At 73.3% G+C, this 24,366-nt stretch carries 24 protein-coding genes; 17 read left to right on the forward strand and 7 right to left on the reverse strand.

What is annotated here, in order from left to right; genetic code table 11:
• The 3 genes from ACGF07_RS11405 to cobC form a co-directional block, all read left to right on the forward strand.
• Window positions 1–404: transposase (locus ACGF07_RS11405; protein WP_392897437.1), on the forward strand; the 404-nt coding region annotated here is incomplete at its 5' end.
• A 228-nt stretch (window positions 405–632) separates the two neighbouring features.
• Window positions 633–1,550 carry a cobalamin biosynthesis protein gene (locus tag ACGF07_RS11410; protein WP_392897439.1) on the forward strand — a complete coding sequence of 306 codons (918 nt, stop codon included), beginning with the start codon at window positions 633–635 and terminating at the stop codon, window positions 1,548–1,550.
• Window positions 1,551–1,687: 137 nt separating this feature from the next.
• Entirely contained in the window at window positions 1,688–2,734 is a 1,047-nt protein-coding gene (gene cobC / locus ACGF07_RS11415) for an Rv2231c family pyridoxal phosphate-dependent protein CobC (RefSeq protein WP_392897441.1), read from the forward strand.
• A gap of 100 nt (window positions 2,735–2,834) precedes the next feature.
• Here cobC and ACGF07_RS11420 read toward each other — a convergent pair whose 3' ends face one another.
• The 5 genes from ACGF07_RS11420 to ACGF07_RS11440 all read right to left on the reverse strand — a co-directional run bounded on the left by ACGF07_RS11420 (window position 2,835) and on the right by ACGF07_RS11440 (window position 8,009).
• Window positions 2,835–3,371: a hypothetical protein gene (locus tag ACGF07_RS11420; protein WP_350737614.1), complete on the reverse strand. Its 537-nt coding sequence runs from the start codon at window positions 3,369–3,371 to the stop codon at window positions 2,835–2,837.
• Window positions 3,372–3,602: 231 nt separating this feature from the next.
• A complete protein-coding gene (gene glnII / locus ACGF07_RS11425; RefSeq protein WP_350749349.1) occupies window positions 3,603–4,625 on the reverse strand; it encodes a glutamine synthetase in 1,023 nt (340 codons plus the stop codon).
• Between the two features lie 234 nt (window positions 4,626–4,859).
• Entirely contained in the window at window positions 4,860–5,822 is a 963-nt protein-coding gene (locus ACGF07_RS11430; RefSeq protein ID WP_392897443.1) for an SCO1860 family LAETG-anchored protein, read from the reverse strand.
• 171 nt (window positions 5,823–5,993) lie between these two features.
• Complete coding sequence (locus ACGF07_RS11435; RefSeq protein ID WP_350749344.1) at window positions 5,994–6,671, reverse strand: uracil-DNA glycosylase; 678 nt, start codon at window positions 6,669–6,671, stop codon at window positions 5,994–5,996.
• A gap of 246 nt (window positions 6,672–6,917) precedes the next feature.
• Complete coding sequence (locus ACGF07_RS11440; protein ID WP_392897445.1) at window positions 6,918–8,009, reverse strand: amidohydrolase family protein; 1,092 nt, start codon at window positions 8,007–8,009, stop codon at window positions 6,918–6,920.
• A 155-nt stretch (window positions 8,010–8,164) separates the two neighbouring features.
• Here ACGF07_RS11440 and ACGF07_RS11445 point away from each other — a divergent pair, with 155 nt between their 5' ends.
• Together ACGF07_RS11445 and ACGF07_RS11450 are read left to right on the forward strand one after the other, a co-directional pair.
• On the forward strand, window positions 8,165–9,271 hold the full coding sequence (locus ACGF07_RS11445; RefSeq protein ID WP_392897447.1) for a pyridoxal-phosphate-dependent aminotransferase family protein: 1,107 nt from the start codon (window positions 8,165–8,167) through the stop codon (window positions 9,269–9,271).
• 120 nt (window positions 9,272–9,391) lie between these two features.
• The gene (locus ACGF07_RS11450) at window positions 9,392–10,459 is read left to right on the forward strand and encodes an IS630 family transposase (protein WP_392897748.1); all 1,068 of its coding nucleotides are present in this window, start codon (window positions 9,392–9,394) and stop codon (window positions 10,457–10,459) included.
• A gap of 130 nt (window positions 10,460–10,589) precedes the next feature.
• Here the strand turns inward: ACGF07_RS11450 and ACGF07_RS11455 are convergent, their stop codons facing one another.
• Entirely contained in the window at window positions 10,590–12,230 is a 1,641-nt protein-coding gene (locus ACGF07_RS11455) for an APC family permease (protein ID WP_350749198.1), read from the reverse strand.
• Between the two features lie 344 nt (window positions 12,231–12,574).
• Between ACGF07_RS11455 and ACGF07_RS11460 the strand changes: the two genes are divergently transcribed.
• A complete protein-coding gene (locus tag ACGF07_RS11460) occupies window positions 12,575–14,149 on the forward strand; it encodes a phosphonate degradation HD-domain oxygenase (protein WP_392897449.1) in 1,575 nt (524 codons plus the stop codon).
• 135 nt (window positions 14,150–14,284) lie between these two features.
• Here ACGF07_RS11460 and ACGF07_RS11465 read toward each other — a convergent pair whose 3' ends face one another.
• A complete protein-coding gene (locus tag ACGF07_RS11465; protein WP_392897451.1) occupies window positions 14,285–15,064 on the reverse strand; it encodes a GntR family transcriptional regulator in 780 nt (259 codons plus the stop codon).
• A 356-nt stretch (window positions 15,065–15,420) separates the two neighbouring features.
• Here ACGF07_RS11465 and ACGF07_RS11470 point away from each other — a divergent pair, with 356 nt between their 5' ends.
• The 11 genes from ACGF07_RS11470 (at window position 15,421) to ACGF07_RS11520 (ending at window position 24,345) form a co-directional block, all read left to right on the forward strand.
• On the forward strand, window positions 15,421–16,590 hold the full coding sequence (locus ACGF07_RS11470; protein ID WP_350749189.1) for an extracellular solute-binding protein: 1,170 nt from the start codon (window positions 15,421–15,423) through the stop codon (window positions 16,588–16,590).
• Window positions 16,591–16,596: 6 nt separating this feature from the next.
• Window positions 16,597–17,607 carry an ABC transporter permease gene (locus tag ACGF07_RS11475; RefSeq protein WP_392897452.1) on the forward strand — a complete coding sequence of 337 codons (1,011 nt, stop codon included), beginning with the start codon at window positions 16,597–16,599 and terminating at the stop codon, window positions 17,605–17,607.
• The gene (locus ACGF07_RS11480; protein ID WP_392897751.1) at window positions 17,607–18,416 is read left to right on the forward strand and encodes an ABC transporter permease; all 810 of its coding nucleotides are present in this window, start codon (window positions 17,607–17,609) and stop codon (window positions 18,414–18,416) included. Before ACGF07_RS11475 ends, ACGF07_RS11480 begins: the two co-directional genes overlap by 1 nt.
• Window positions 18,417–18,480: 64 nt before the next feature.
• A complete protein-coding gene (locus ACGF07_RS11485; RefSeq protein WP_350749922.1) occupies window positions 18,481–19,566 on the forward strand; it encodes an ABC transporter ATP-binding protein in 1,086 nt (361 codons plus the stop codon).
• Window positions 19,567–19,669: 103 nt separating this feature from the next.
• Window positions 19,670–20,350: an HAD family hydrolase gene (locus tag ACGF07_RS11490; protein WP_392897454.1), complete on the forward strand. Its 681-nt coding sequence runs from the start codon at window positions 19,670–19,672 to the stop codon at window positions 20,348–20,350.
• A 7-nt stretch (window positions 20,351–20,357) separates the two neighbouring features.
• Window positions 20,358–20,678, forward strand: a complete 321-nt coding sequence (locus ACGF07_RS11495) for a DMT family transporter (protein WP_392897456.1) — start codon at window positions 20,358–20,360, stop codon at window positions 20,676–20,678.
• Between the two features lie 88 nt (window positions 20,679–20,766).
• A complete protein-coding gene (locus ACGF07_RS11500; protein WP_392897458.1) occupies window positions 20,767–21,258 on the forward strand; it encodes a hypothetical protein in 492 nt (163 codons plus the stop codon).
• Window positions 21,259–21,388: 130 nt separating this feature from the next.
• On the forward strand, window positions 21,389–21,688 hold the full coding sequence (locus ACGF07_RS11505) for a hypothetical protein (RefSeq protein WP_350748740.1): 300 nt from the start codon (window positions 21,389–21,391) through the stop codon (window positions 21,686–21,688).
• Window positions 21,685–23,010 (forward strand): putative T7SS-secreted protein, encoded by a 1,326-nt coding sequence (locus ACGF07_RS11510; RefSeq protein ID WP_392897460.1) that lies wholly within the window; start codon window positions 21,685–21,687, stop codon window positions 23,008–23,010. The genes ACGF07_RS11505 and ACGF07_RS11510 overlap by 4 nt, the downstream gene beginning before the upstream one ends.
• Window positions 23,000–23,680, forward strand: coding sequence for a hypothetical protein (locus ACGF07_RS11515; RefSeq protein WP_392897461.1), 681 nt, complete (start codon window positions 23,000–23,002; stop codon window positions 23,678–23,680). Before ACGF07_RS11510 ends, ACGF07_RS11515 begins: the two co-directional genes overlap by 11 nt.
• Window positions 23,677–24,345, forward strand: coding sequence for a hypothetical protein (locus tag ACGF07_RS11520; RefSeq protein WP_392897463.1), 669 nt, complete (start codon window positions 23,677–23,679; stop codon window positions 24,343–24,345). Before ACGF07_RS11515 ends, ACGF07_RS11520 begins: the two co-directional genes overlap by 4 nt.
• Window positions 24,346–24,366: the final 21 nt, after the last annotated feature.

A 24,366-nucleotide genomic window follows, 5' to 3' on the forward strand; every position in this document is an offset into this window, starting at 1 on the left:
CCCACCCGCAGGCCGAGATCATCGAGTCCCTGCCCGGCATCGGACCGATACTCGGCGCCGAGCTCGTCGTGGCCGCCGGCGACCTGTCGGCCTACGCCGACGCCGGCCACCTCGCCTCGGCTGCCGGGCTCGTGCCCGTCCCCCGCGACTCCGGACGCCGCACCGGCAACCTGCACCGGCCCAAGCGGTACAGCCGCCGCCTCCGACGGGTGTTCTACATGTCCGCCCAGACCAGCATCATCAAGGACGGCCCCAACCGGGACTTCTACCTCAAGAAGCGCGCCGAGGGCTGCAAACATGTCCAGGCGATCATCGCTCTCGCCCGACGTCGGGTGAGCGTCCTGTGGGCGCTCCTGCGCGACAACAGGGTCTTCACCCCCGCTCCGGTCGCGCAGGCGGGTTGACTTCGTCATTGAGACTCCGGGGTCGGGGCTTCCGGGCGGGAGCGCCGAGAACAGTAGGAGCGCGGCGTGTCGTGTACCGCACAAGGGAGGTGAAGAACAGGCGAACAGCTGCGACGCGGTCGCCACACGAAGCAACCGGCGCGGCGGTGGATCTCACACCCGCCGCGATTGACCCGTTTCGGCCGCCCGTGGTGGGATCACGGGGGCTTGGACGAAGGAGCACGGGACGTGATCGGACTGATCGCCGGCGGCGGGGTCCGGCCGCACGCCGCCGACCCCCCGGCCCTGCGGGTCGTCACCCCGGACGATCCGGACCGCGGCGACGTCCTGGTGTTCCCGCGCACCCTGGTGGTCGGCATCGGCGCGGGCGGCGGCGCCGAACGGACCGAGGTCCTGCGGCTGTTGGCGGACACCCTGGAGGAGAACGGCCTCGCCGGCTCCGCGGTGGCCCGGCTCGCCACCGTGACCGGCAAGGCGGACCACCCGGCGGTGCGCTGGGCAGCGTCCCGCCTCGGCGGGGTGGCCGTGGACGAGCACCCGCCGCAGCTGCTGGCGGACGTGCCGGTGCCCAACCCGTCCGAGCTGGTCGGTGCGGCCGTCGGTACGGCCAGCGTCGCCGAGGCGGCCGCACTGGCCAGTGCCCCGGGCGGCCGCCTCGTGGTCACCAAACGGAAGTCGGCGACGGCGACGGTGGCGGTCGCCCGGGCGGCGGCGGTGCGCGGGCGGCTGGTCGTGGTCGGCCTCGGGCCGGCCGGGACGACCGACCGGTTGGGGCCGCGGGCGCTGGCCGAACTGCGGGCCGCCTCCGCGGTGGTGGGCCGGCCGGAGGCGGTCGAGGCGGTGGCCGGACTGCTGCGGCCGGAGCCGCCGCGGGCCGGCGCTGCTCCCACCGCTCGGACCGCCCGGTCCGCCTCCGGGACGGTACCGGGCGCCGGCGGGCGGGTGGTGGCGCCCTGCGTCGGCGAGGCGGTGGACGGCACCGGAACGGCGGTCGACCACGTCGGGGCGGCCGCCGCGCTCGCCGCGCACGGACACGCCGTCGTGCTGGTCGCCCTGGGCGACGGCGCGGAGCCCGCGGTGCCACCCGGCCCGTACGAGGTCCACCGCGCCCCCCGCCCGGCCACCGACGCCGCCCGGCCCGTTTGACCGGTCCGACCGGGTCAACCGGCCGGCCGGTTCAACCAGTCCGCTCGACCAGCTCCACCCGTCCGGACCGCCCGACCGGATCCACCCACTCGACCAGATCGACCAGATCGACCGGATCGACCAGCAGGAGACTCCGCGTGACCGCCATCGAACCCGACCTGCGCCACCACGGCGACGCCGAGGTCCGCGCCGACGGGCGCGCCCTGGTCGACCTCGCCGTCAACGTCCGCACCGGCACGCCCCCGGCCTGGCTCCGCGAGCACCTGGCCGCCACCCTCGGCGACCTCGCCGCCTACCCGGACCAGGGCGCCGCCCGCGCCGCGGTGGCCGCCCGGCACCGGCGCCCGGTCGAGGAGGTGCTGCTCACCTCGGGGGCGGCGGAAGCCTTCGTCCTGCTCGCCCGTGTGCTGACTGCGCGTCACATCGTTGTCGTGCACCCGCAGTTCACCGAGCCCGAGGCGGCACTGCGGGACGCCGGCCACCGCGTGCACCGGGTGCTGCTCACCCCCGAGGAGGGCTTCCGGCTCGCCGACGTCCCCGAGGAGGCGGACCTGGTCGTCCTCGGCAACCCGACCAACCCGACCTCCGTGCTGCACCCCGCCGGGGCCGTCGCCGCGCTCGCCCGGCCCGGGCGCATCCTGGTGGTGGACGAGGCCTTCATGGACACCGTCCCCGGCGAACGGGAGTCCCTGGCCTCGGTGCGGGACCTGCCCGGCCGGGTCGTCGTCCTGCGCAGCCTCACCAAGACCTGGGGCCTGGCCGGACTGCGGATCGGCTACGTCCTCGGCCCGGCGCCGCTGATCGCCGACCTCGCCGCCGCCCAGCCGCTCTGGCCGGTCTCCACCCCGGCGCTGGCCGCCGCCGAGATCTGCAGCGGCCCGGCGGCGCTCGCCGAGGCGGAGCGGGCCGCCGCCGAACTGGCCCTGTGGCGCGCGTACTTGCTGAAGGGCCTGGCCGCCTTCCCGGCACTGCGGATCCACGGCGAACCGGCCGCCTCCTTCGTGCTGGTCCGGCTGCCGGGAGCGGCGGCCGTCCGCGAGCGGCTGCGCGAGCACGGCTTCGCCGTCCGGCGCGGGGACACCTTCCCCGGGCTCGGCGAGGACTGGCTGCGGATCGCCGTGCGGGACGAGGAGACCACCGACCGCTTCCTCGAGGCCCTCGGAGCGGTGCTCGGTTCGGACTGACGCTGTCGCCGCTCACGAGCCGGCCGGGACGCCACCACTCGGAAGCCGCACCCGGCGGCCGCACCCGGCCACCGGGCCCGGCGCCGGTGCGGCGGCCGGGTCAGCATTCCTCCTGTGCCCACTCCCGCAGCGCCGCGAAGTGCAGCTCACCCAGGCCGAACCGCGGGTCGACCCAGAGCGGCAGCGCCGGCGCCGGGTGGTGGGCGGCGATCCACTCGATGTCCGCCGGGCCGAGTTCGTCGTCCAGCCAGACGAACGGCCGCCCGGCCGCCCAGGCGACCAGCTCCCTGGTCTTCCAGTGCAGGCCGTCCGGGTCCTCCCGGAAGACCTCCGTCCACGGTATGTAAGGGAGTTCGGGCAGTCCGATGCGCGGACCGATGAAGGTGTTCGCCTCGTGCATCCAGGTCGTCGCCCACACCAGCTCGTACGGCAGCGCCGACAGCTCGGGCCCGTGCAGCGGATTCAGCCACACCCGCAGCGGCTTCACCCGCGCCCCGGGCTGCGGCTTCTGGCGCGCCACCCAGGACTCGGGCAGCAGCCGGTGGGTGCCGTAGCCCGCGGGGCGGCGGGTGTTCGGCGCGGCGTAGGGGTTGAGCGGTCCGTCCACGTCGAGCAGGAGCAGGGGCCGTTGAGTCATGCCGCGCATTCTCCTGCGGCGGCCGGGGACCGACCAGCGATTTCCACCCGACCCCGCCCGGCTCCGGCCACCGCGCCTCACCACCGCACCGCGGCACCACCGCACCACCGCACCACCGCACCACCGCACCACCGCCGGCCCTACCGCCCCGGCGCCCGCGGCACGCAGGACGCCCGCAGGCCCTCCCCGAGCGGGAAGGGCCTGCGGGCGCGGTGCGTGCCCGGGGGCGGATCAGACCTGGCCGGCCTTCTCCAGCGCCTCGCAGCAGGTGTTGATCAGGAGGCGGGTGACGACGTAGGGGTCGACGTTGGCGTTCGGGCGGCGGTCCTCGATGTAGCCCTTCTTCTCCACCTCGACCTGCCACGGGATGCGCACGGAGGCACCGCGGTCGGAGACGCCGTAGCTGTAGACGTTCCACGGGGCGGTCTCGTGCTTGCCGGTCAGGCGGGACTGGATGTCGTCACCGTACTGGTTGACGTGCTCCAGCACCTTCTCCTGGGAGGCGCCGAGGGCCTCGCAGGCGGTGATGATGGCGTCGTAGCCCTCGCGCATCGCCTTGGTGGAGAAGTTGGTGTGCGCACCCGCGCCGTTCCAGTCGCCCCGGGCCGGCTTGGCGTCGAGGGTGGCGTCGATGCCGAACTCCTCGGCGGTGCGGTAGAGCAGGTAGCGGGCGATCCACAGGTCGTCGGAGACGGTCAGCGCGTCGACCGGGCCGATCTGGAACTCCCACTGGCCGGGCATGACCTCGGCGTTGATGCCGCAGATGGCCAGGCCGGCGTCGATGCAGCGGTCGAGGTGCAGCTCGACGATCTCGCGGCCGAAGACCTCCTCGGCGCCGACGCCGCAGTAGTAGCCGCCCTGCGGGGCCGGGAAGCCGCCCTCGGGGAAGCCGAGCGGGCGGGAGCCCTTGAAGAAGGTGTACTCCTGCTCGATGCCGAAGATCGACTCCTGCGCGGCGTACTTCTCGTCGACCTCGCGCAGCAGGGCGCGGGTGTTGGACTCGTGCGGGGTGCCGTCCGTCTCCAGGACCTCGCAGAGGACCAGGATGTGGTCGCCGCCGCGGATCGGGTCCGGAACGACCTTCACCGGCTCCAGCACGCGGTCCGAGGCGTGGCCCTCGGCCTGGTTGGTCGAGGAACCGTCGAAGCCCCAGGTGGGGATCTTGTCGGCGTTGGGCAGGACGCGAGTCTTGGAACGGAGCTTCGCGGTCGGCTTGGTGCCGTCGATCCAGATGTACTCGGCCTTGATTGCCACGGCGTGTCCCTCGCAGTGCTGGGTGGTGGGTGCCCGCGTAGCGTTGCAAGGCGCCGTTTCCCGGTTGTTCCTCTCGTGTAACGCGCATGTGAACCAACCGTCCGCAGTGGCACGGTTACGGTGCGGGAGTGCCGGGCGCGGCACTCCCGCCGTTCGCGGTGCCGACGCCCGGCGGCTCCGACCGTCCGGAGGGCCGAGGCGCGGTGCCCCCGCACCTCCGGACGGCCCGCCGGCTCAGCGCCGACGGGCGTGCGCGGCCCGGCGGCGCCGGGTGGCCCAGAGCGCGGCGGCCCCGCCCGCGACCAGGGCGGCGGCCCCGGCGGCCAGCGGGCCGGTGGCACTGCTGCCGCCGGTGGCGGCGAGCTTCCCGGGCTTCTCCACCGCCGCCTGCGGCACCGCGGCCCGGGTGGTCGTCGTGGTGTCCGCCACCGGCTGGGCGGCGGGCGCACCGGTGGACGCCACCGGGCTCGGGGTGCTGCCGGGCCCGGGGGTGACGGGCTTCTCGCAGCTCACCGACGCGACGGTGATCGTCCCGGTGACCTTGGCGACGTTCAGGTTGAGCGGGTTCACCTCCACCTGCACCTCCAGCGCCGAGGCGGCGGCGGTGGTCGTGGTGGTGGTCTTCTTGGAGAACTCCACCGACACGCTGCCGACCAGCGGCACGTCCACCTTGGTCGGGCCGTACAGCCCGACGGTGACCGGCTTGCCGAGCACGCTCAGCCTGGCGGGCGCGACCACGTTCGCGGTGGGCTGCCCGTCCACCGGGCAGGTCGCCTCCGCGCTCATCGCCTCCAGGCCGAGCAGCGCGGTGGCCGGCAGGCCGGGGGCGTGCACGTCGGCGTTGACCAGCTTGACGGAGGCGGCGGCGCCCTTGGCGTCGGCGCGGGTGACGGACGTGCCGACGTCGGCCTTGACGAGCTCGACCGGGCCGGTCTGGTCGACGCCGTCCACCTTGGCGGTCAGCACCGAGCCGTCGCGCCGAGCGGGCGTCTCCACCTTGTTGAGGGCGATGTCCACCGGGACGTCGACCGCGTTGTTCAACAGCTTGACGTCCAGGTCGAGTTCGGCGGTGACGGCACGCGCCTTGCCTGCCGGGGACGCGACCGGGGGCACGGTCGAGGCCGAGGGAGCGGTCGGGGCCGGGCTCGCCGGAGCGGCCTGGACGGGACCGGCGGTGAGCAGGATGCTCACCACCACGGCGGCGGATGCGGAAACGATTCGGCGAGACGGCCGAGAAGGCATGACGGGACCCCCACACAGGTGGAACGATGAGCCGCCAGTCTTCTCAAACGATCCGTCACATGAGTCACACAGAACGTCATTTCATCCGTTGGAGTGAGTTTGACGTTCCGCACTGACCACGATCTGCTACGGCAACCGCCAGTCCACCGGCTGCGCCCCCTGCCGCACCAGCAGCTCGTTCGCCCGGCTGAACGGCCGGGAGCCGAAGAAGCCGCCGTTCGCCGAGTACGGGCTCGGGTGCGCCGACTCGATCGCCGGGATCTCCCCGAGCAGCGGCCGCAGATTGCGGGCGTCCCGGCCCCACAGGATCGCCACCAGCGGCCCCCCGCGCGCCGCCAGCGCCCGGATCGCCTGTTCGGTGACCTCCTCCCAGCCCTTGCCCCGGTGCGCGGCCGGCTTGCGCGGCGCGGTGGTCAGCGCCCGGTTGAGCAGCAGCACGCCCTGCTGCGTCCACGGGGTCAGGTCGCCGTTGGACGGCTGCGGCAGGCCGAGGTCGTTGCCGTACTCCTGGAAGATGTTGACCAGGCTCGCCGGGATCGGCCGCACCTCCGGCCCGACCGAGAAGCTGAGCCCGACCGCGTGGCCGGGCGTCGGGTACGGGTCCTGCCCCACGATCAGCACCCGCACGTCGGCGAAGGGCTGCTGGAAGGCGCGCAGCACGTTCGGGCCGGACGGCAGGTAGGTGCGGCCGGCGGCCAGTTCGGCGCGCAGGAAGTCGCCCATGGCGGCGACCCGCCCGGCGACCGGCTCCAGGGCGGTGGCCCAACCGGGCTCGACGATCTCGTTCAGTGGACGCGGTGCCATGGTCGCCACCCTATCGGCCTACACCGACGGCCCGTTCAGCGGACGATCATGCGATCGACCGCCGGACCGGGCCGGTGGCGCGGTCGACGGAACCGCCCGTCACCCCGCGCCCACCGGGACCGCCGTTCCTCAGCCGCCGGGACCGCCGTTCCGCGCCCACCGGCACCGCCGTTCCACCTCCACCGGCACCGCCGTTCCGCGCCCACCGGGATCACGCCACCGGACGCCCCCGCAGCCCCACCGGGATCACGCCACCGGACGCCCCCGCAGCACCACCAGCCGCGGGTCGGCAAGCACCCGGACGTCCGCCCGGGGGTCCTCCCCGTACACCACGAAGTCCGCCGGCGCGCCCTCCTCCAGTCCCGGCCGCCCCAGCCACTCCCGCGCCCCCCAGCTCGCCGCCGACAGCGCCTCCGCCGGACTCAGCCCGGCCTTCACCAGCTCCGCCACCTCGTCCGCGACCAGCCCGTGCGCGAGCGAGCCGCCCGCATCCGTGCCGACGAACACCGGGATGCCCGCGTCGTGCGCGGCGCCCACCGTGTCGTAACGGCGCTCGTGCAGCCGCCGCATGTGCGCCGCCCAGGCCGGGAACTTCGCCTCGCCGCCGGCCGCCAGCCCCGGGAAGGTGGCGATGTTGACGAGCGTCGGCACGATCGCGACCCCGCGCTCGGCGAAGGCCGGGATCAGCTCCTCCGTCAGGCCGGTGGCGTGCTCGACGCAGTCGATCCCCGCCGCCAGCAGGTCCGGCAGCGACTCGGCCGCGAAGCAGTGCGCCGTCACCCGTGCGCCCTCCTCGTGCGCCGCGGCGATCGCCTCGGCCAGCGCGTCGCCCGGCCAGCAGGCGGCGAGGTCGCCGCGGTCGCGATCGATCCAGTCGCCGACCAGCTTCACCCAGCCGTCCCCGCGCCGGGCCTCGGCCCGGACGTACGCGGTGAGGTCGCCGGGCTCGATCTCGTGTGCGTAGTTGCGGATGTAGCGGCGGGTGCGGGCGATGTGCCGGCCGGCGCGGATGATCCGGGGCAGGTCCTCGCGCTCGTCGATCCAGCGGGTGTCGGCGGCCGAGCCGGCGTCGCGGATCAGCAGGGTCCCGGCGTCACGGTCGGTGAGCGCCTGCTTCTCGCTGGTCTCGGCGTCCACGGCGCCGTGCGCGTCCAGCCCGACGTGGCAGTGCGCGTCCACCAGACCGGGCAGCACGAAGCCGCTCACCGTCCGGACGTCCCCGGCGGTCCGCGGACGGGTGAAGCTCACCCGCCCGTCCACCACCCAGAGTTCGTCCCGGACCTCCTGCGGGCCGACCAGTACCCGACCCCGGACGTGCAGCACCGCGCCATCGCTCATGGCCGCACTCTACCGACGGGCCGGTTCCGGGTGGGCGGCGAGAATGCGGCAGACTCGGTGCGACCTACCCGCGCCGCTCACCGGCCCCACCAAGCGTCCGGACCGAGCGGCCGGACCGAGCGGCCCGACCGCCGGTCCGAACCACCGTCCCCGAAGTGAAAGGCCGTGTCGAAGCCGTGAGCCCCTTCCTCGACCTCCCCCCGCTCAGCGCCGCCGGGTTCGCGGCGATCGAGGACCAGGTGGCCGCGCTGCTGCACACCGAGGCCGACGTGATCGTGACCCAGGGCGAGGCGCTGCTCCCGCTGGAGGCGGCAATCCGCGGCGCCGCGCACCCGGGCTCCACCGCGCTGAACATCGTCACCGGGCCGTACGGGCAGACCTTCGGGAACTGGCTGCGCTCGTGCGGCGCCACCGTCGTCGACCTCGCCGTCCCCTTCGACGGCGCGGTGAGCGCCGCCCAGGTGGCCGAGGCGCTGGCCGCGCACCCGGAGACCGACTTCGTCTCGCTGGTGCACGCCGAGGCCGCCACCGGCAACACCAACCCGGTCGCCGAGATCGCCGCAGTGGTCCGCGAGCACGGCGCCCTGCTGATGCTCGACGCGGTCGCCTCCGTCGCCGCCGAGCCGCTGCTCACCGACGAGTGGGGCATCGACCTGTGCGTCATCGGCGGCCAGAAGGCGATGGGCGGCCCGGCCGGAGTCTCCGCCGTCTCCGTCTCCGGGCGGGCCTGGGAGCGGATCGCCGCCAACCCGGCCGCCCCGCGCCGCTCCTACCTCTCCCTGCTCGACTGGAAGGAGCGCTGGACGGACGCCGGTCGCGCCGTACTCCCGCACGCCCCGGCCCAGTTGGAGATGCTGGCGCTCGGCGCCTGCCTGGACCGGATCGCCGCCGAGGGCCTGCCCGCCGTGATCGCCCGGCACCGCGCCGCCTCCGCCGCCACCCGGGCCGGCGTCCGCGCCCTCGACCCCCTCGCCCCCTACGTCCGCGAGGACGCCCACGCCGCCCCGGTCGCCACCACCGTGCGCACCCCGGCCGGTCTGCACGCCGCCGAACTCGCCGCGGCCCTCGACCCGGCGCTGCCCGTCCAGCCGGGCGGCGGAGCCCTCGCCGCCGAGATGCTGCGGATCAACCACTACGGCCCGGCCGCCTCGCTGGAGACCGTCCGCGCCTGCCTGGCCGCGCTCGCGACGGCCACGAAGGCCGACGCCGGGGCGGCCCTGGCGGCCGCCGAGGCCGCCTGGTCGGCGACGGCCACCGCCTAGTGAGCTGGTTCGGAGTTGGTGCGTCGCCTCATGAGTTGCCGTGCGTACCGACTTCCGGCGAACGGCTGCGGCCGAGGCCATGAGCGCGGTGTTCTGGGGTACGTGGGTGACAGCAGGCTGATGCCGCTTGTGCTCTCCATGGCGGAGCGGCAGGTGCTGCAGGGCTGGGTGAAACGTCGGACGACCGCGCAGGGGCTGGCTCTGCGGGCGCGGATCGTCCTGGCGTGTGCGGAGGGTGGCAGCAATCTCGCAGTGGCCTCCCGGCTGGGCGTGAACCGCGGGACCGTGACGAAGTGGCGGGCCCGTTTCCTGCGCGAGCGGTTGGACGGCCTGTGCGACGAGCCGCGCCCCGGGGTCCCGCGCACCATCACCGATGCCCAGGTGGAGGAGGTGGTCGTGCGGACCCTGGAGGAGGTTCCGGAGGGCGGCACACACTGGTCCAAACGCGAGCTGGCGAGGAAGGTCGGCATCTCGCCGTCCAGCGTGCTGCGGATCTGGCACGCCTTCGGGCTGCAGCCCTGGCGCACGGAGGTGTTCAAGGTCTCCCCGGACCCGCTGCTGATCGACAAGGTCCGGGACGTCGTGGGCCTCTACCTGGCGCCGCCGGCGAACGCGGTGGTGTTCGCGGTCGACGAGAAGCCACAGATCCAGGCGCTGGAGCGGACGGCCCCGGTGCTGCCGATGCTGCCCGGAGTGCCCGAGCGCCGCAGTTTCGACTACGTCCGCCACGGCACCATCGACCTGTTCGCGGCCCTGGACATCGCGACCGGGAAGGTGATCGGGAAGCTGTCGGCCCAGCACCGGGCGGTGGACTTCCGGGACTTCCTCGACGAGATCGACCGCCAGACCGAGCCCGGTCTGGCGGTCCACGTGATCTGCGACAACCTCTCGGCCCACAAAGCGCCCGTGGTGCACCGCTGGCTGCTGGCGCATCCTCGCTTCCAGCTGCACTTCACACCGACGTACTCGTCGTCGATCAACCAGGTCGAGCGGTGGTTCGCCGAACTGGAAAGGCGCTGCCTCGAACGCGGCGTTCACTGCTCGCTGGACGACCTCAAGGCCAGCCTTGAGAACTGGATCAAGGTCTGGAACGAGAGCGCCAAGCCGTTCACGTGGACCAAGACCGCCGACCAGATCATCGATCGGATCTGCCGCTACTGCTCACGCATCTCCGAACCAGCTCACTAGGCAGCCGCCGGAGCGGCCCCCGAACCGCGTCGGGGGCCGCTCCTCGGCTCCGCCGCTCCGCCGGCTCCCCCCTCCGCCGTTCCCCGAGGCTGCGGCGCTCCCCGAGGCGCCGCCGTCCGTCCGGCCCTGCTCAGTGCCCGCCCGCGTCCACCACCTCGACGCCCCGGATGTTCCGCTCGATCTCCTCCGCCGGCAGTGCGACGGCGAGCGCCCAGTAGTAGATCACCAGCGAGAAGACCACCACGACCCCGATGTCCCACCACAGCGGCAGGTTCCCCTGGGAGCCCGCCCCGAAGCTGCCCTGCCAGGAGATCACGCCCATGCCGACCAGGTAGACCGGCAGCCACTGCCCCGCCCGGAAGTCCATCCGCGGTGCGTTCGGCACCCCTTTCGACGCGGCGTACGCGGAGTACCCGCCGAGCAGGAGGTAGCCGATGAGGATCGCCAGCCCCAGCCGCCACAGGGTGTCCCAGCCGGACCAGTAGATGACCAGCCCGGCCACCGCGAAGGCGGCCGGCGAGATGATCGTGCCGCCGGGCAGGTGGTACGAGCGCTCCATCCCCGGCAGCCGCCTGCGCAGCACGCCGAAGGCCAGCGGCGCGCCCGCGTACATCAGGACCACCGCCGAGGTGATGAAGCCGACCAGCCGCTGCCAGCTCGGGAACGGGAGGAAGCAGATCACCCCGGCGACCCACGCGATCAGCAGCCCCAGCCACGGCACCGAGTTGCGGTCGGTGAACTGCAGGGCCGGCGGCGCGTAGCCGTTGCGGCTGAGGCCGTAGGTGACCCGGGAGCTGGAGGTGATGTAGACCAGTCCGGTGCCGGCGGGCGAGATCACGGCGTCGATGAAGAGGACCGTCGCCAGCCAGCCCAGCCCGATCAGCGTCGCGAGGCCGGCGAACGGTCCGCTGATCCCGGGGTAGGTGAGCTTGCTCCAGCCGCCCGCGACGGTCTCCGGAGGCAGCGCGCCGATGAACACCACCTGGAGCATCAGGTAGACGATGGTGCCGACCACCACCGAACCGAGCACCGCCCGGGGGATGTCCCGGCGGGGGTTGCGGCTCTCCCCCGCCCACTGGATGGCCTGCTCGAAGCCGAGCAGCGCGAAGATCACCCCGCTGGTGCTGATCGCCGTCAGCACGCCCTTGGCACCGTCCGGCGCGAAGCCGTGCACGTCGAAGTTGGAGCCGTGGAACTCGGTGATCCCGAAGGCGAAGATGGTCAGGATCGGGATGGCGACCTTCCAGACGGTGGCCACGCTGTTGGTGTGGGCCAGCAGCCGGACCCCGAGGAAGTTGATCGCCACGAAGACGCCGAGCAGGACGGCCGCGACGACGAACCCGACGCCGGTCAGCGTCAGGTCCTTGTTCAGCAGGCCGTCCGCCCAGCTCCAGTGCTGGGCGTAGTTGATCATGGCCTGGACCTCGATCGGCGCGATGGTCGCCGCCTGCAGCCAGGTGAACCAGCCGAAGGACATCCCCGCGAACCCGCCGAAGGCGTAGTGCGGGTAGCGCGCCGTGCCGCCCGCCACCGGGAACAGCCCGCCCAGCTCGGCGTGGATCAGCGCCAGCAGGATGATCGCCACCGCGCCGATCGCCCAGGACAGCACGGCGGCCGGGCCCGCCGCCACCGCGGCCTTCTGCGCTCCGAACAGCCAGCCGGACCCGATGATCGCCCCGACCGAGGCCCACAGCAGGCCGGCGACCCCCACCTCCCGCCGGAGCCCGGTGTGCCCTGCGGGCGGCGGGGTCGTGGTACTGGGATGGGCCATGGCGCAGCTGCCTCTCACCTCGGGGGAATCCCCCCGACGATGCCGCAGCCGCGCACGGCCGCCCGCGCCGAAACGCGCCGGGCCCGGCCGCCCTCACCCGAACAGGGGGCCAGGGGGAGCGCGGATGGCGGCACCCGGGCACCGTCCGGGGCGACGGGGCGACGGGGCGGACGGCGCGGCCGCCGACGGCGGGCGGGCTGTTTTCGGCCACGCCTCCGGGGACAGTTCCCGCAGCGTTCACCCGTTCGGCACCCGTTCCTTGCCGGGGGCAGGCAAGCTCCCGCCAAGTGGGTGGAGTTGGCTATACAACTTCTGCCCGGAGGAGCCCGCCGAGGAGGACCCCCATGACCGAGCTGCCGCCCTACTGGCTGCGCGACAACTGCCCGTGCGCCGAGTGCCGGGACCCGCGCAACGGGCAGAAGCTGTTCCAGATCGGCGACCTGCCGGACGACCTGGCGATCGCGGCGAGCGCGGAACTCGACGGGAACCTGGAGGTGCTCTGGTCGGACGGGCACCGCTCCCGCTACCCGCTCGCCTGGCTGCACGAGGAGGCCGGGGACGACGGGCGCACCGAGCAGGGGAAGCGGCTCTGGACCGCCGCCGACTTCGCGCGCGGCATCCCCGAGGCCGACTGGGCGTCGTACCTCGGCGACCCGGCCGAGCAGGCGGCGGTGCTGGCCGCCGTCCGGCACAGCGGCTTCGCCCTGCTGCGCGGGGTGCCGACCGCCGACCGGCAGGTGCTCCGGGTGGCCGAGAGCTTCGGCTACGTCCGGGTCACCAACTACGGCGAGCTGTTCGACGTCCGGATCGAGCCGGACCCCAACAACCTGGCGTTCACGGCCGAGGCGATCGCCCCGCACACCGACAACCCGTACCGGGACCCGGTGCCGACGCTCCAACTGCTGCACTGCCTGGAGAACTCGGCGACCGGCGGCGACTCCGGGCTGGTCGACGGCTTCCGGGCAGCGGCCCTGCTGAGGGACGAATCCCCCGAGGACTTCGCGGTGCTCACCCGCACCCCCGTCCCCTTCGTCTTCCGGGACCGCCGCACCGAGCTGCGCGCCGACCGCCCGCTGATCGACGTGGACGCGCTCGGCCGGATCCGCGAGGTCCGCTTCAACAACCGCTCGATCGGCACGCTCCGGGGCGACGGCCTCGAGTTCTTCTACGCCGCCTACCGCCGCTTCGCCGCGATCACCCTGCGGCCGGAACTCCTGCTCACCCTCCGCCTGGGCCCCGGCGACTGCCTGGTCTTCGACAACACCCGCCTGCTGCACGCCCGTACGGCCTTCCAGCAGGACGGCCACCGCCACCTCCAGGGCTGCTACGCCGACCTCGACACGCTGTCGAGCACCCTCGCCGTGCTGCACCGCCGCACCGCCGCGCTGGACGGGATCGCCGAGCTGTTCGCGGGCGAGGGCGCCGGGGAGTACCTGGGCGAGCCGGTGACCATGGCCGAGCACATGCTCCAGGCCGCCGCTGCCGCCGAGGCGGCCGGGGCGCCGGACCACCTGGTCGCCGCGGCCCTGCTGCACGACATCGGCCACTTCCACGGTGCGCTGCACGGCCGCGACCTGATGCGCGGCCGGGACAACCGGCACAGCGACACCGGCGCCGACTGGCTCGCTCGCTGGTTCGGGCCGGAGGTCACCGAACCGGTGCGGCTGCACGTGGCCGCCAAGCGCTACCTGTGCGCGGTGGAGCCCGGGTACCGCGAGCGGCTCTCCGAGGCCTCCGAGTACACCCTGCGGGTCCAGGGCGGTCCGATGGACGACCGCGAGGCCGCCGCCTTCGCGGAACTCCCGGGCGCGGCCGACGCGGTGGCCGTACGGCGCTGGGACGAGCAGGCCAAGGCGCCCGGCGCGGCGACGCCGGACTTCGAGCACTACCGCCCGCTGCTGGCCGCCCTCATGCGCTGAGGCGCCTCACGCACCGGACCGCGTCGCGCGGCGAGGCGCCACGCCCTCCCGCGCCGAACCCCCTCACCCGCCGGGGCGCGCCGCGCGCCGGACCGCGTCGCACGCCGAGAACCGTGCCGCCCGGGCGCCGGACCTTCAGTCCAGCTCCCGGGCGTGCCGCGAAAGCGCCGAGGTGGCCAGCGAGTTGTGCACGCTGAAGGCCACCGTGCCGGGCAGGTACCGGTCCTGGGACCACTCCACCGGCGTGCCGGTCGGGTCGGTGGTGCGCCGCCGCTCGCGCAGCAGTGGTCCGCCCCGGCGGCAGCCGAGCAGCCGGGCGTCCTCCGCGTTGGCGGCGACGATGTCGATGGTGTGGTCGGCGTCGGTGAACAGGATGCCGTGCTCGCGCAGCACTTCGGTGTGCGAGACCACGTCCGGCGGCAGCTCGGCGACGATCTCGCCGACCCGCGGCGGGTAGATGGTGCGCTCGACCATCACCGGCGTGCCGGAGAGCGTGCGCAGCCGGACCGTCACGTACACCTCCGCGCCCGGCTCCAGGCGCAGTTGCTCGCGCTCGGCGGCGTCGGCCGGGCGGCGCACCAGCGAGTCGAGGATGCCGCCCGGCTCCTCGCCCATCGAGTACGCCCAGTGGGTGAAGCTGAGCAGTTCGGAGAAGCTCTGCACCCGCGCGCCCCCGAGCACCACCCGCCGGGTGCCGCGGCGGGAGGTGACCAGCCCGTCCGAGCGCAGCACGGCGAGTGCCTGGCGGACGGTGCCGCGGGAGACCCCGTACTGCTCGGCCAGCGCGCCCTCGGCGGGCAGCCGGCCCGCCTCGCCGTACGCGCCGGTGGTGATGGCCTCGCGGAGATCGGCGGCGACCTTCCGGTAGAGGGCGCCGGCAGCGCGCTCGGCGGGGCGCCCGGGCTCTACTGCCACGTCAGTCAATGTCCCTCCTGGGGCGGTGTCCTGCGCAGCCGTACCGGCGCGGACAGCCCGACCTTACCCCGCTGCGCATTCAGAGCATCGCACCGAACGGATCACCCATCGATGGCCGGATTCCACCGTTCCCGCAGCCGACCCCGGTTCTGAGTCGTCCGTTCACCTTCCCGTCACCGGGCTCCGGCGTACTTACCCCCGTCAGCAAAGTTGGCTAGTCAACTCGGACGACTCCGACGTCAGTCGACGCGGGCGGCTCCGAAGCAGGCCGGCTCCGGCGGCTCCGACCGCCACCCCGCTGATCCCCCCCGATCAAGACACCCGCTCGCAGTTCCCCCTTCTCAGGAGACTGACCCGTGTCCGTGCACCGCGCCCGCACCGCCGCCTTCGCGGCCGTCCTGACCGCCGCCGCGCTGTCCCTCACCGCCTGCGGTTCCGCCGGCTCCTCCTCCGCGAAGTCCGGCGGCGACGCCGCGGGCGGCAAGAGCGCCAGGACCGCCACCTCCGTCGCCGACTTCGGTGGCATGGACGGCCTGGTCGCCGCCGCCAAGAAGGAGGGGAAGCTGCACGTCATCACCCTGCCGCGCGACTGGGCGAACTACGGCAAGCTGATGGACGACTTCAAGGCCAAGTACGGCATCGAGATCGAGGACGAGAACCCGGACGGCTCCAGCCAGGACGAGATCAACGCCGTCACCTCCCGCAAGGGCCAGGACCGCGCGCCCGACGTCGTCGACCTCGGCTCCGCCTTCGCGATCAGCGCCGGCAAGCAGGGCCTGCTGGCCCCCTACAAGGTGACCGACTTCGACAAGATCCCGGCCACCATGAAGGACGCCAACGGCCTGAGCTACAACGACTACGGCGGCTACATGTCGATCGGCTGCGACGCCAAGAAGGTGTCCGTCTGCCCGAAGACCTTCGCCGACCTGCTCAAGCCCGAGTACAAGGGCATGGTCGCCCTGAACGGCAACCCGACCAAGGCCGGTGCCGCCTTCGGCGCCGTCTACGCGGCCGCGCTCGCCAACGGCGGCTCGCTGGACAACATCCAGCCCGGCATCGACTTCTTCGGCAAGGTCAAGCAGGCCGGCAACTTCAACCCGGTCGAGGTCACCCCGGCGACCATCGAGAAGGGCGAGACCCCGATCAGCATCGACTGGTCGTACCTGAACGCCGGCTACAGCGACAAGTTCAAGGACAAGGGCATCGACTGGCAGGTGGCCATCCCCTCGGACGGCTCCTACGCCCAGTACTACAACCAGGCGATCAACAAGGACGCACCCCACCCGGCCGCCGCCCGACTGTGGGAGGAGTACCTGTACAGCGCCCAGGGCCAGAACGGCTTCCTCGGCGGCTACGCCACCCCCGCCCTGTTCGACTCGCTGAAGGCCGCCGGCACCCTCGACGCCACCGCCGCCGCCAAGCTGCCGGCCGTCGAGAAGCCCTTCACCACCTTCCCGACCCAGGACCAGACGGACGCGGCCAAGAAGGTCGTGACCGAGAACTGGGCCAAGGCGATCGCGGGCTGACCTGAGATGACCACGGCTCCCACCCCGGTGCCGGCCACCGCCTCCGCCGCCCACAGCGGCGGAGGCACCACCGCCGGCCCCGCCACCCCCACCCCGGCCCCGGCCGCCGCCACCGCCGCGACCACGGCGACCACGGCGAACGCCCCGGCCCCCCGCCCGGCCGGGCGCCGGGCCGGCGGCAGCCGCGCCTGGCTCGCCGCCCTCCCCCTGCTGCTGTTCTTCGTGATCGGCTTCGGCCTGCCGGCCGTCGCGATCGCCATCGGCGCGTTCACCACCTCCTCGGACGCGCCCGACGGCGGCGGCACCTTCACCACGGACAACCTCACCGGCTCGCTCCAGGGCGCCTACTGGACGGCCCTGTGGGGCAGCGTCAAGCTCTCCCTGCTGACCGCGCTGATCGCCACCGTCGTCGGCCTGCCGCTGGCCCAGGCCGTGGCGACCTCCCGCTTCCGGCTCTTCCGCGAGGCCGTGATGTCCGCCTCCGGCGTGCTCGCCAACTTCGGCGGCGTGCCGCTGGCGTTCATGTTCGTGGCCACCCTCGGCAACTCCGGCGAGGTCACCAAGAAGCTCGGCCTCACCAAGCACGGCTGGAACCTCTACACCTTCTCCGGCCTGTCGGTGGTCTACCTGTACTTCCTGGTCCCGCTGATGGTCATCACCATCACCCCGGCCCTGGAGGGCCTCAGGGTCCAGTGGCGCGAGGCCGCGTACAACAACGGCGCCACCGCGCCGCAGTACTGGCGGCACGTGGCGCTGCCCGTGCTGCTGCCCTCGCTGCTCGGCGGCTTCGTGCTGCTGTTCGGCGCCTCCTTCGCCGCCTACGCCACCGCCGAGGCCATGGTGGGCAGTTCGGTGCCGCTGATCTCGATGCAGATCGGCGACGCGCTGTCCGGCAACGTCCTGGTCGGCCAGGGCAACCTCGCCCTCGCCCTCGGCCTCGACATGATCGTGGTCGCCTGCCTGGTGATGGCCCTGTACCTGCCCCTTCAGCGCCGGAGTGCCAAGTGGCTCGCCTGATCGATCGCATCCGTTTCGGCCGCGGCCTGATCCTGCTGGTCTGCGGGATCTACTTCGCGGTGCCGATGGCCGCCTCGCTGTGGTTCAGCGTCGACGACAACAAGGGCGGCACCACCTTCCGCGCCTACACCGAGCTGCTGAACGCCCCCGGCTTCACCGACAGCCTGGTCCTCAGCCTGGAACTGGCCGCCGTCACCGTCGCGGTGCTGCTGCTCCTGCTCGTCCCGGCGGTGCTCGCCGCCCGGCTCGGCGCGCCGAAGCTGCGCCCGGTGATCGAGATCATGTGCTCGATGCCGCTGGTCGTCCCGGTCGTCGCGCTCACCACCGGCATCATCGGCGTGCTGCGCTGGGGCCCGGACTACCTCCAGGACACCCCGCTGTTCCAGACCATCGTGGCGATCCAGGACCCGGACTTCCCGATCGTCCTGGTCATCGCCTACGTGCTGATGGCACTGCCGTTCGCCTACCGGGCGATCGACGCCGGCCTGCGCGGCGTCGACGTGGCCACCCTGGTCGAGGCCGCCCGCAACTGCGGGGCCGGCTGGCTGCGCGCCGTGTTCACCGTCGTCCTGCCCAACCTGCGCAGCTCGCTGCTGAACGCCGCCGTCCTCACCGTCGCCCTGGTGCTCGGCGAGTTCACCACCGCCTCCATCCTCGGCTTCGCGCCCTTCTCGGTGTGGATCAACTCCAACGGCAAGAGCGACGGCCAGATGTCCGTCGCGGTCTCGATGCTCAGCCTGCTGATCGTCTGGGTCGTCCTGCTGCTGATGTCCGCCGTCGGCCGGGGCCGCAAGGCCGCCCGGTCCTGACCGCCCCGGCCCGGCGACCCCGGGCCCCGGTCCCACCCCCTTTGCCTTCCAGGAGTCACCAGCCATGACCACGGCCACCGCCCCCGTCACCGGCGTCGCGCTCGCCCCGGGCAGCGCCACCGTCGAGTTCCGCTCGCTGCGCCGCTCCTTCGGCGCCACCACCGCCCTCGACGGCCTCGACCTGACCGTCCACCCCGGCGAACTCGTCGCCCTGCTCGGCCCGTCCGGCTGCGGCAAGACCACCGCGCTGCGCATCCTGGCCGGCTTCGAGCAGCACGACTCGGGCGAGGTGCTGGTCGACGGCCAGGACATCACCTCGATCCCCGCGCACAAGCGCGACGCGGGCATGGTGTTCCAGTCGTACAGCCTCTTCCCGCACCTGACCGCGCTGGACAACATCGCCTTCGGGCTGCGGATGCGCGGCACCGGCAAGGCCGAACGCCGCAAGCGCGCCGAGGAGCTGCTCGAACTCGTCGGCCTGCCGCACCGCGCCGGCCACTACCCGCACCAGATGTCCGGCGGCCAGCAGCAGCGCATCGCGCTGGCCCGCGCGCTCGCCCTCCAGCCGCGCGTGCTGCTGCTGGACGAGCCGCTGTCCGCCCTGGACGCAAAGGTCCGCCTCCAGCTGCGCGAGGAGATCCGGCGCCTCCAGCAGGAGCTGGGCATCACCACCCTGTTCGTCACCCACGACCAGGAGGAGGCGCTGTCGATGGCCGACCGGGTCGCCGTGCTGCGGGCCGGGCGGCTGGAGCAGTGCGCCACCCCGGCCGAGCTGTACGGCCGGCCGGCCACCGCCTTCGTCGCCGAGTTCGTCGGCACCATGAGCCGCATCCCGTGCACCCGCACCGCGGACGGCGTCGAGGTGCTCGGCCGCCGGCACGCCGTGGACGGCACCGTCCCCGCCGACGGCGACCTCCAGGTGCTGGTCCGCCCGGAGAACGTCACCCTCGCGCCGTCCGAGGACGGCCCGGCGCTGGTGATCACCGCCTCCTTCCTCGGCGCCGTCACCCGGCTCACCGTCCGCCTGGACGACGGCACCGAGGTCAAGGCCGACCTGCCCACCGAGGCCGCCGCCGCCCTGCCGGCCGGCTCCCGCGCCGACCTCACCCTGCCGGACCGCCCGGTCCTGGTGGACCGCCGCACCGCCTGAGGGCGGGCTGCCGGAGAATCCATCGCGGGGGCCCGTGCACCGAGGGCCGCGCCCTGCCACGTCCCGCCCCCGCGCCGTCCGAGGAACCACCGAAGGTACCGCCATGCCTGAATCCGCGTCCGCACTCCCCTCCGCCGTCCTCTTCGACATGGACGGCACCCTGGTCGACACCGAGCAACTCTGGTGGCAGGCCGCCGCCGAGCTCGCCGAGGAGCTGGACCACCCGCTCACCGACCGGGACGCCCCCGAGGTCCTCGGCCAGGCCGTCGAGCACACCGCCGCCCACCTGCACCGGGTCAGCGGCACCACCTGCACCGAGGCCGAACTCGCCGCCCGGCTGGGCGAGTCCTTCGCCGGCAAGGTCGCCGCCGGGACGGTGCCGCGCCCCGGCGCGCTCGCCCTGCTGGCCTCGCTGCGCGAGGCGCGGGTGCCCACCGCCCTGGTCTCCGCCTCCCCGCGCCGGGTGGTCGACCTCGTGCTCTCGGCGATCGGCCGCGACTGGTTCGAGGTCACCCTCGCCGCCGAGGACACCCCGCGCACCAAGCCCGCACCCGACCCGTACCTGGCCGCCGCCGACCGGCTCGGCCTGGACCCCGCCGCCTGCGTCGCCGTCGAGGACACCCCGACCGGCGTCGCCTCCGCCACCGCGGCCGGCTGCGCCGTCCTCGCCGTGCCGTCCACCGCCGTCCCGATGCCCGACGGCGAGCGGATCACCCTGCTCACCAGCCTGGAACAGGCCGATCTCGCGCTGCTCGGGAAGCTCTGCGCCGCGCCGGCGGTTTGACAGCGACATGTCCTACGTCCTGCTCGCCCTCGCCATCATCAGCGAGGTGTGCGCCACCAGCTGCCTCAAGCTCACCGAGGGGTTCACCCGCCTCTGGCCCAGCATCGGGGTCGGCATCGGCTACGCGCTCTCCTTCTCCCTGCTGGGCCGCGCCCTCAAGCACATCCCGGTCTCGGTCGCCTACGCGGTCTGGTCGGGCGCCGGGACGGCGGCGGTCGCCGGCATAGGCGTGGTCGCCTTCGGTGAGTCGCTGGGCCGGCTCCAGTGGCTCGGGCTCGCCCTGGTGATCGTCGGAGTGGTCGTCCTCAACCTCAAGGGAACCCACTGACGGTTCGTCAGTTCACGCACCAGCAGGCCGGAGAGGGAAGTCGGATCCACCGACTTCCCACTCCGGCCGGTTCGCTACCGTGTTCCCCATGACGGATCCCAGACCCCATCACTACCGCTTCGTCCACCGCGTGCTCTCCCGCCAGGTGCTGGAGTTCGGCCCGCGGGTGACCACCCCCGCACCGGACGGCGGCAGCCTGCTGCCCGTCCTCACCGGCATCTGGGACGACCTCGGCCAGAGCCTCCCGCCCGAGGACCGGCTGCCCAGCCACGGGCTCGACTGCCGCCACCTCGCCACCGACGACCACACGATGCTGCTGGTCACCCTCCCCGCGCCGGTCGGCGCCACCGAGGCCCACTTCGCCGCCGCCGTCCACCCCCGGGGGGCCAAGGCCGTCCGCTACCTGACCCTCGAACACGCCCTCAACCCCTTCGACGGCAGCGTCGGCACCGTCCTCGGCGAATGGACCACCGAGAGCCACCTCAACCACGGCCCCGGCCCCTCCCCGGTCGCCGAACTCTTCGTCGCCGCCGTGGCGGAGCTCACCGCCCCGAAGAAGCGCGGCTTCTGGCGCCGCTGAACCCCACCGCGGGGGCCTCCCGCCGCCAGGATTCCGTACGCGTCCCGCGGGAGCACCGCACCACCGATCACCCATCCGGCGACCGGCGTTATGCTCGGCCGGTCCGACAACCGACGCATCGGGGGAGATGATGGCCGACTTCACGGTCAGCCCGGAGCTCCTGGCCAAGCTGGCCAACGACCTCAGGGGCTGCGGCGACGAACTCGACCAAGGGCTGAAGGCACTCAAGGAGGCGAGCCGCGACGGGCTCGGCTTCGACTTCCTGGAGGAGGCCGGCAAGCACTTCCAGGAGAAGTGGGAGTACGGCCTCAAGAAGGTCCGCGAGTGCGTCAAGGTCCTCGACGACGGCCTCGGCAAGGTCGCGCAGTCCTACGACGGCACCGAGCAGTCCATCGTCAAGGCCCTCAGCCCGGCTGCGGGGCAGTCATGACCGACCCCAAGCCCCAGCCCGACTGGTCCGGCCTCGGCTTCAACCCCGCGCCCGGCGACCCAGGCGCCGTGTCCGGCCTCAGCGCGAGCCTGCGACGGGTGTCCCAGCACCTCACCGGCGTCCACACCACGCTCTCCCAGATCTCCGCCAACCAGGGCGAGTGGACCGGTGACGCCGCCAAGGCCTTCGCCGGCCAGTTCGGCAAGCTCCCCGGCTACCTCCAGGACGCCGCCGACTCGATCACCGCCGCCTACCAGGCCCTCGACACCTGGTACCAGACGCTGAACGAACACCAGCCCAAGGCCGTCGAGTTGGCCCGCGCGGCGCTCACCGCCATGCAGGACAAGGAACGGGCCGAACAGGCCCACCGCACCGCGGCCGCCGCCCCCGACCTCGAACTGGCCGGCAAGAGCTTCCCCGACGACGCGTCCCTCGCCGCCGCCGAGAAGCGCTACAACGCCGCCAGGAACCACCTCGACCAGGCCGCCAAACTCGTCAGCAGCGCCACCTCCACCCTCACCGGCCTCCAGAACCAGGCCCACGAACTCGCCGAGAACCACAAGGCCGACGCCCACAAGACCGCCACCGCCATCCGCAAGGCCGCCGACAGCAAGGCCCCGCCGGAGCCCGGCTGGCTCAGCAAGGTCGGCAACTGGCTGAAGAACCACGGCGCGGACCTGCTGACGGTGGCGGCGGGCGTCTGCGGCGTCGCGGCAATCTTCTTCCCGGCCTTCGCCCTGCCGGCGATCCTGCTCAGCGCGGCGGCCGCGGGCGCCCACGCGACCCAGTACGCCGTCAAGGGCCAGTTGTGGCCGCCGCAGAAGAACATCGGCAACTGGCTGACCCTCGGCGGTGACGTGCTGGGCGCCATTCCCGGCGTGGGCGTCGCCGCCAAGGGCGTCACCGCCGCCCGGGAGGCCGGCGCCGCCGGTGCGGGCGTGCGCGGCGTCGTGAGCGCCGGCGCGACCGAGGTCCGCGCCGCGGCCCGCGGGGTCGACCCGGCCAACCCGCTGTTCACCAACGCCATCGAGAAGCCCGCCGTCAAACTCGGACTCTCCAAGTCCGCCGCGATGGACCTCTCCGACGGCGTCCAGGCCGTCACCACCGCCGGACTCAACGCCCCGACCGCGTACGCCCTCACCCAGGACAACCCGAGCAACGGGCTCACCAGCGCGGTCAACTACACCACCGGTGCCAACAACATCATCGGATCGGGCGGCCTCGCCGCCGGCGGCGGCAAGGCCAACGCCGTCGTCGGCACCGTGTCCACCGTCGGCAACCTGCTCGGCCTGGGCGGATGGGCGGCCGGCTATGGACGTTGAGACCACCCCCGCACCGCCGCTCTGGCTCACGCTGCCCCCGGGCTTCACCGCGGTCGACCTGGACGAGGACCTGGGCGACCGGATGGCCCGCACCGCCTCGACCCTGGACTCGGTCTTCCCCGATGTCCGCCCCGAGCAGAAGCTCGGCGCCGTGATCGCCGCCGAGACCGCGCTGCAGGCCCAACTGCGCGAGGGCGTCGCCCACGTCGCCAGCTGCCTGGTGCGTGCCGAGGACGGTGAGCCCATCCACGGCATGCTCGCCGTGTTCGTCCGCCCGGAGGAACTCGACCCGCGCGACAGCTACCCTGCCCGCGTCGCCGAGGACCTGGCCGAGGCCTGGCCGGACGCCGACGTCGGCGTGGTGGAACTGCCGGTCGGACGCGCCGCCCTCGCCGCCCGGGAACTCGCCGTCCCGGTGCCCGGCGCGGTGCGGGGCGTGCCCGAGCCCAGCGTCAGCACCGTGCGCCAGCTCGAACTGCTGATCCCCCACCCGTGGAGTCCCCACGTGGTGGCCGCCGTCTTCACCACCGAGGACATCGACTACTGGTCCGAGTGGCTCCCCCTGCTCGCCACCGCCTTCCGGGGCATCTCCTTCCACCCGCCCCGGGACGAGAGCCTCGACGACCTGCCGCCCGAGCAGTGGGACAACATCCGGAAGGCCTTCGGATGACGGCGACCGCCGAAGGCCACCAGGGTCCGCGCAGCGGGCCACGCCGCCTGGGCGGCGCAATCGCCCTCATCGCCCTGTCCACCGCCCTGATCATCGGCATCGCGGCACTGGACGTGTACGTCGCCTCGTTCCTGGCGACGCTCGTGGGATTCGGCTACCCGCTGGCCATGTTCCTCGCCCTCGTCATGCGGCGCGATGCCGACTGCAACCCCGCCTTCCAGAAACGCCAGTTCGGATGGGGCGCAGCCATCGCCCTCCTCGGCTTCGCCGCCTACGTGTCGGGTGTCATCGCCTGGAACAACCTGATCCTGGAATCGGGCCGCACGGTGAGAGCGGTGGTCCTCAGCGAGAAGGTCGCCAACTCGCTCCACGGCACCGGCCGGGAGTACACCCTCGCCTCCTCGGAGTCGAACGACGAGGTTCCCGGCGGACCGCTCTCCCAGAGCTCCGCCCGGTTCAAGCCCGGCGACGTGATCACCGTCCGGATGGACCCGGCCGGGCGGGTGCCCCCCAAGCTTCCGGGTGAGGCGGACTCCCCCGTCGGCATGCTCACGTTCCTCGGGTGCAATGCGGTCATCGACGGCATCCTGCTCTGGTCCGCCAGCCGTCCCCGATCCGCCACGGCCGAACCGGCCGCAGCCGCTCTCGACTCCCCCGGGGCGTGACCCGACTCACCTTGCCCCGCT

The sequence above is a fragment of the Kitasatospora sp. NPDC048194 genome (genome assembly GCF_043202455.1).
Lineage (GTDB): Bacteria > Actinomycetota > Actinomycetes > Streptomycetales > Streptomycetaceae > Kitasatospora.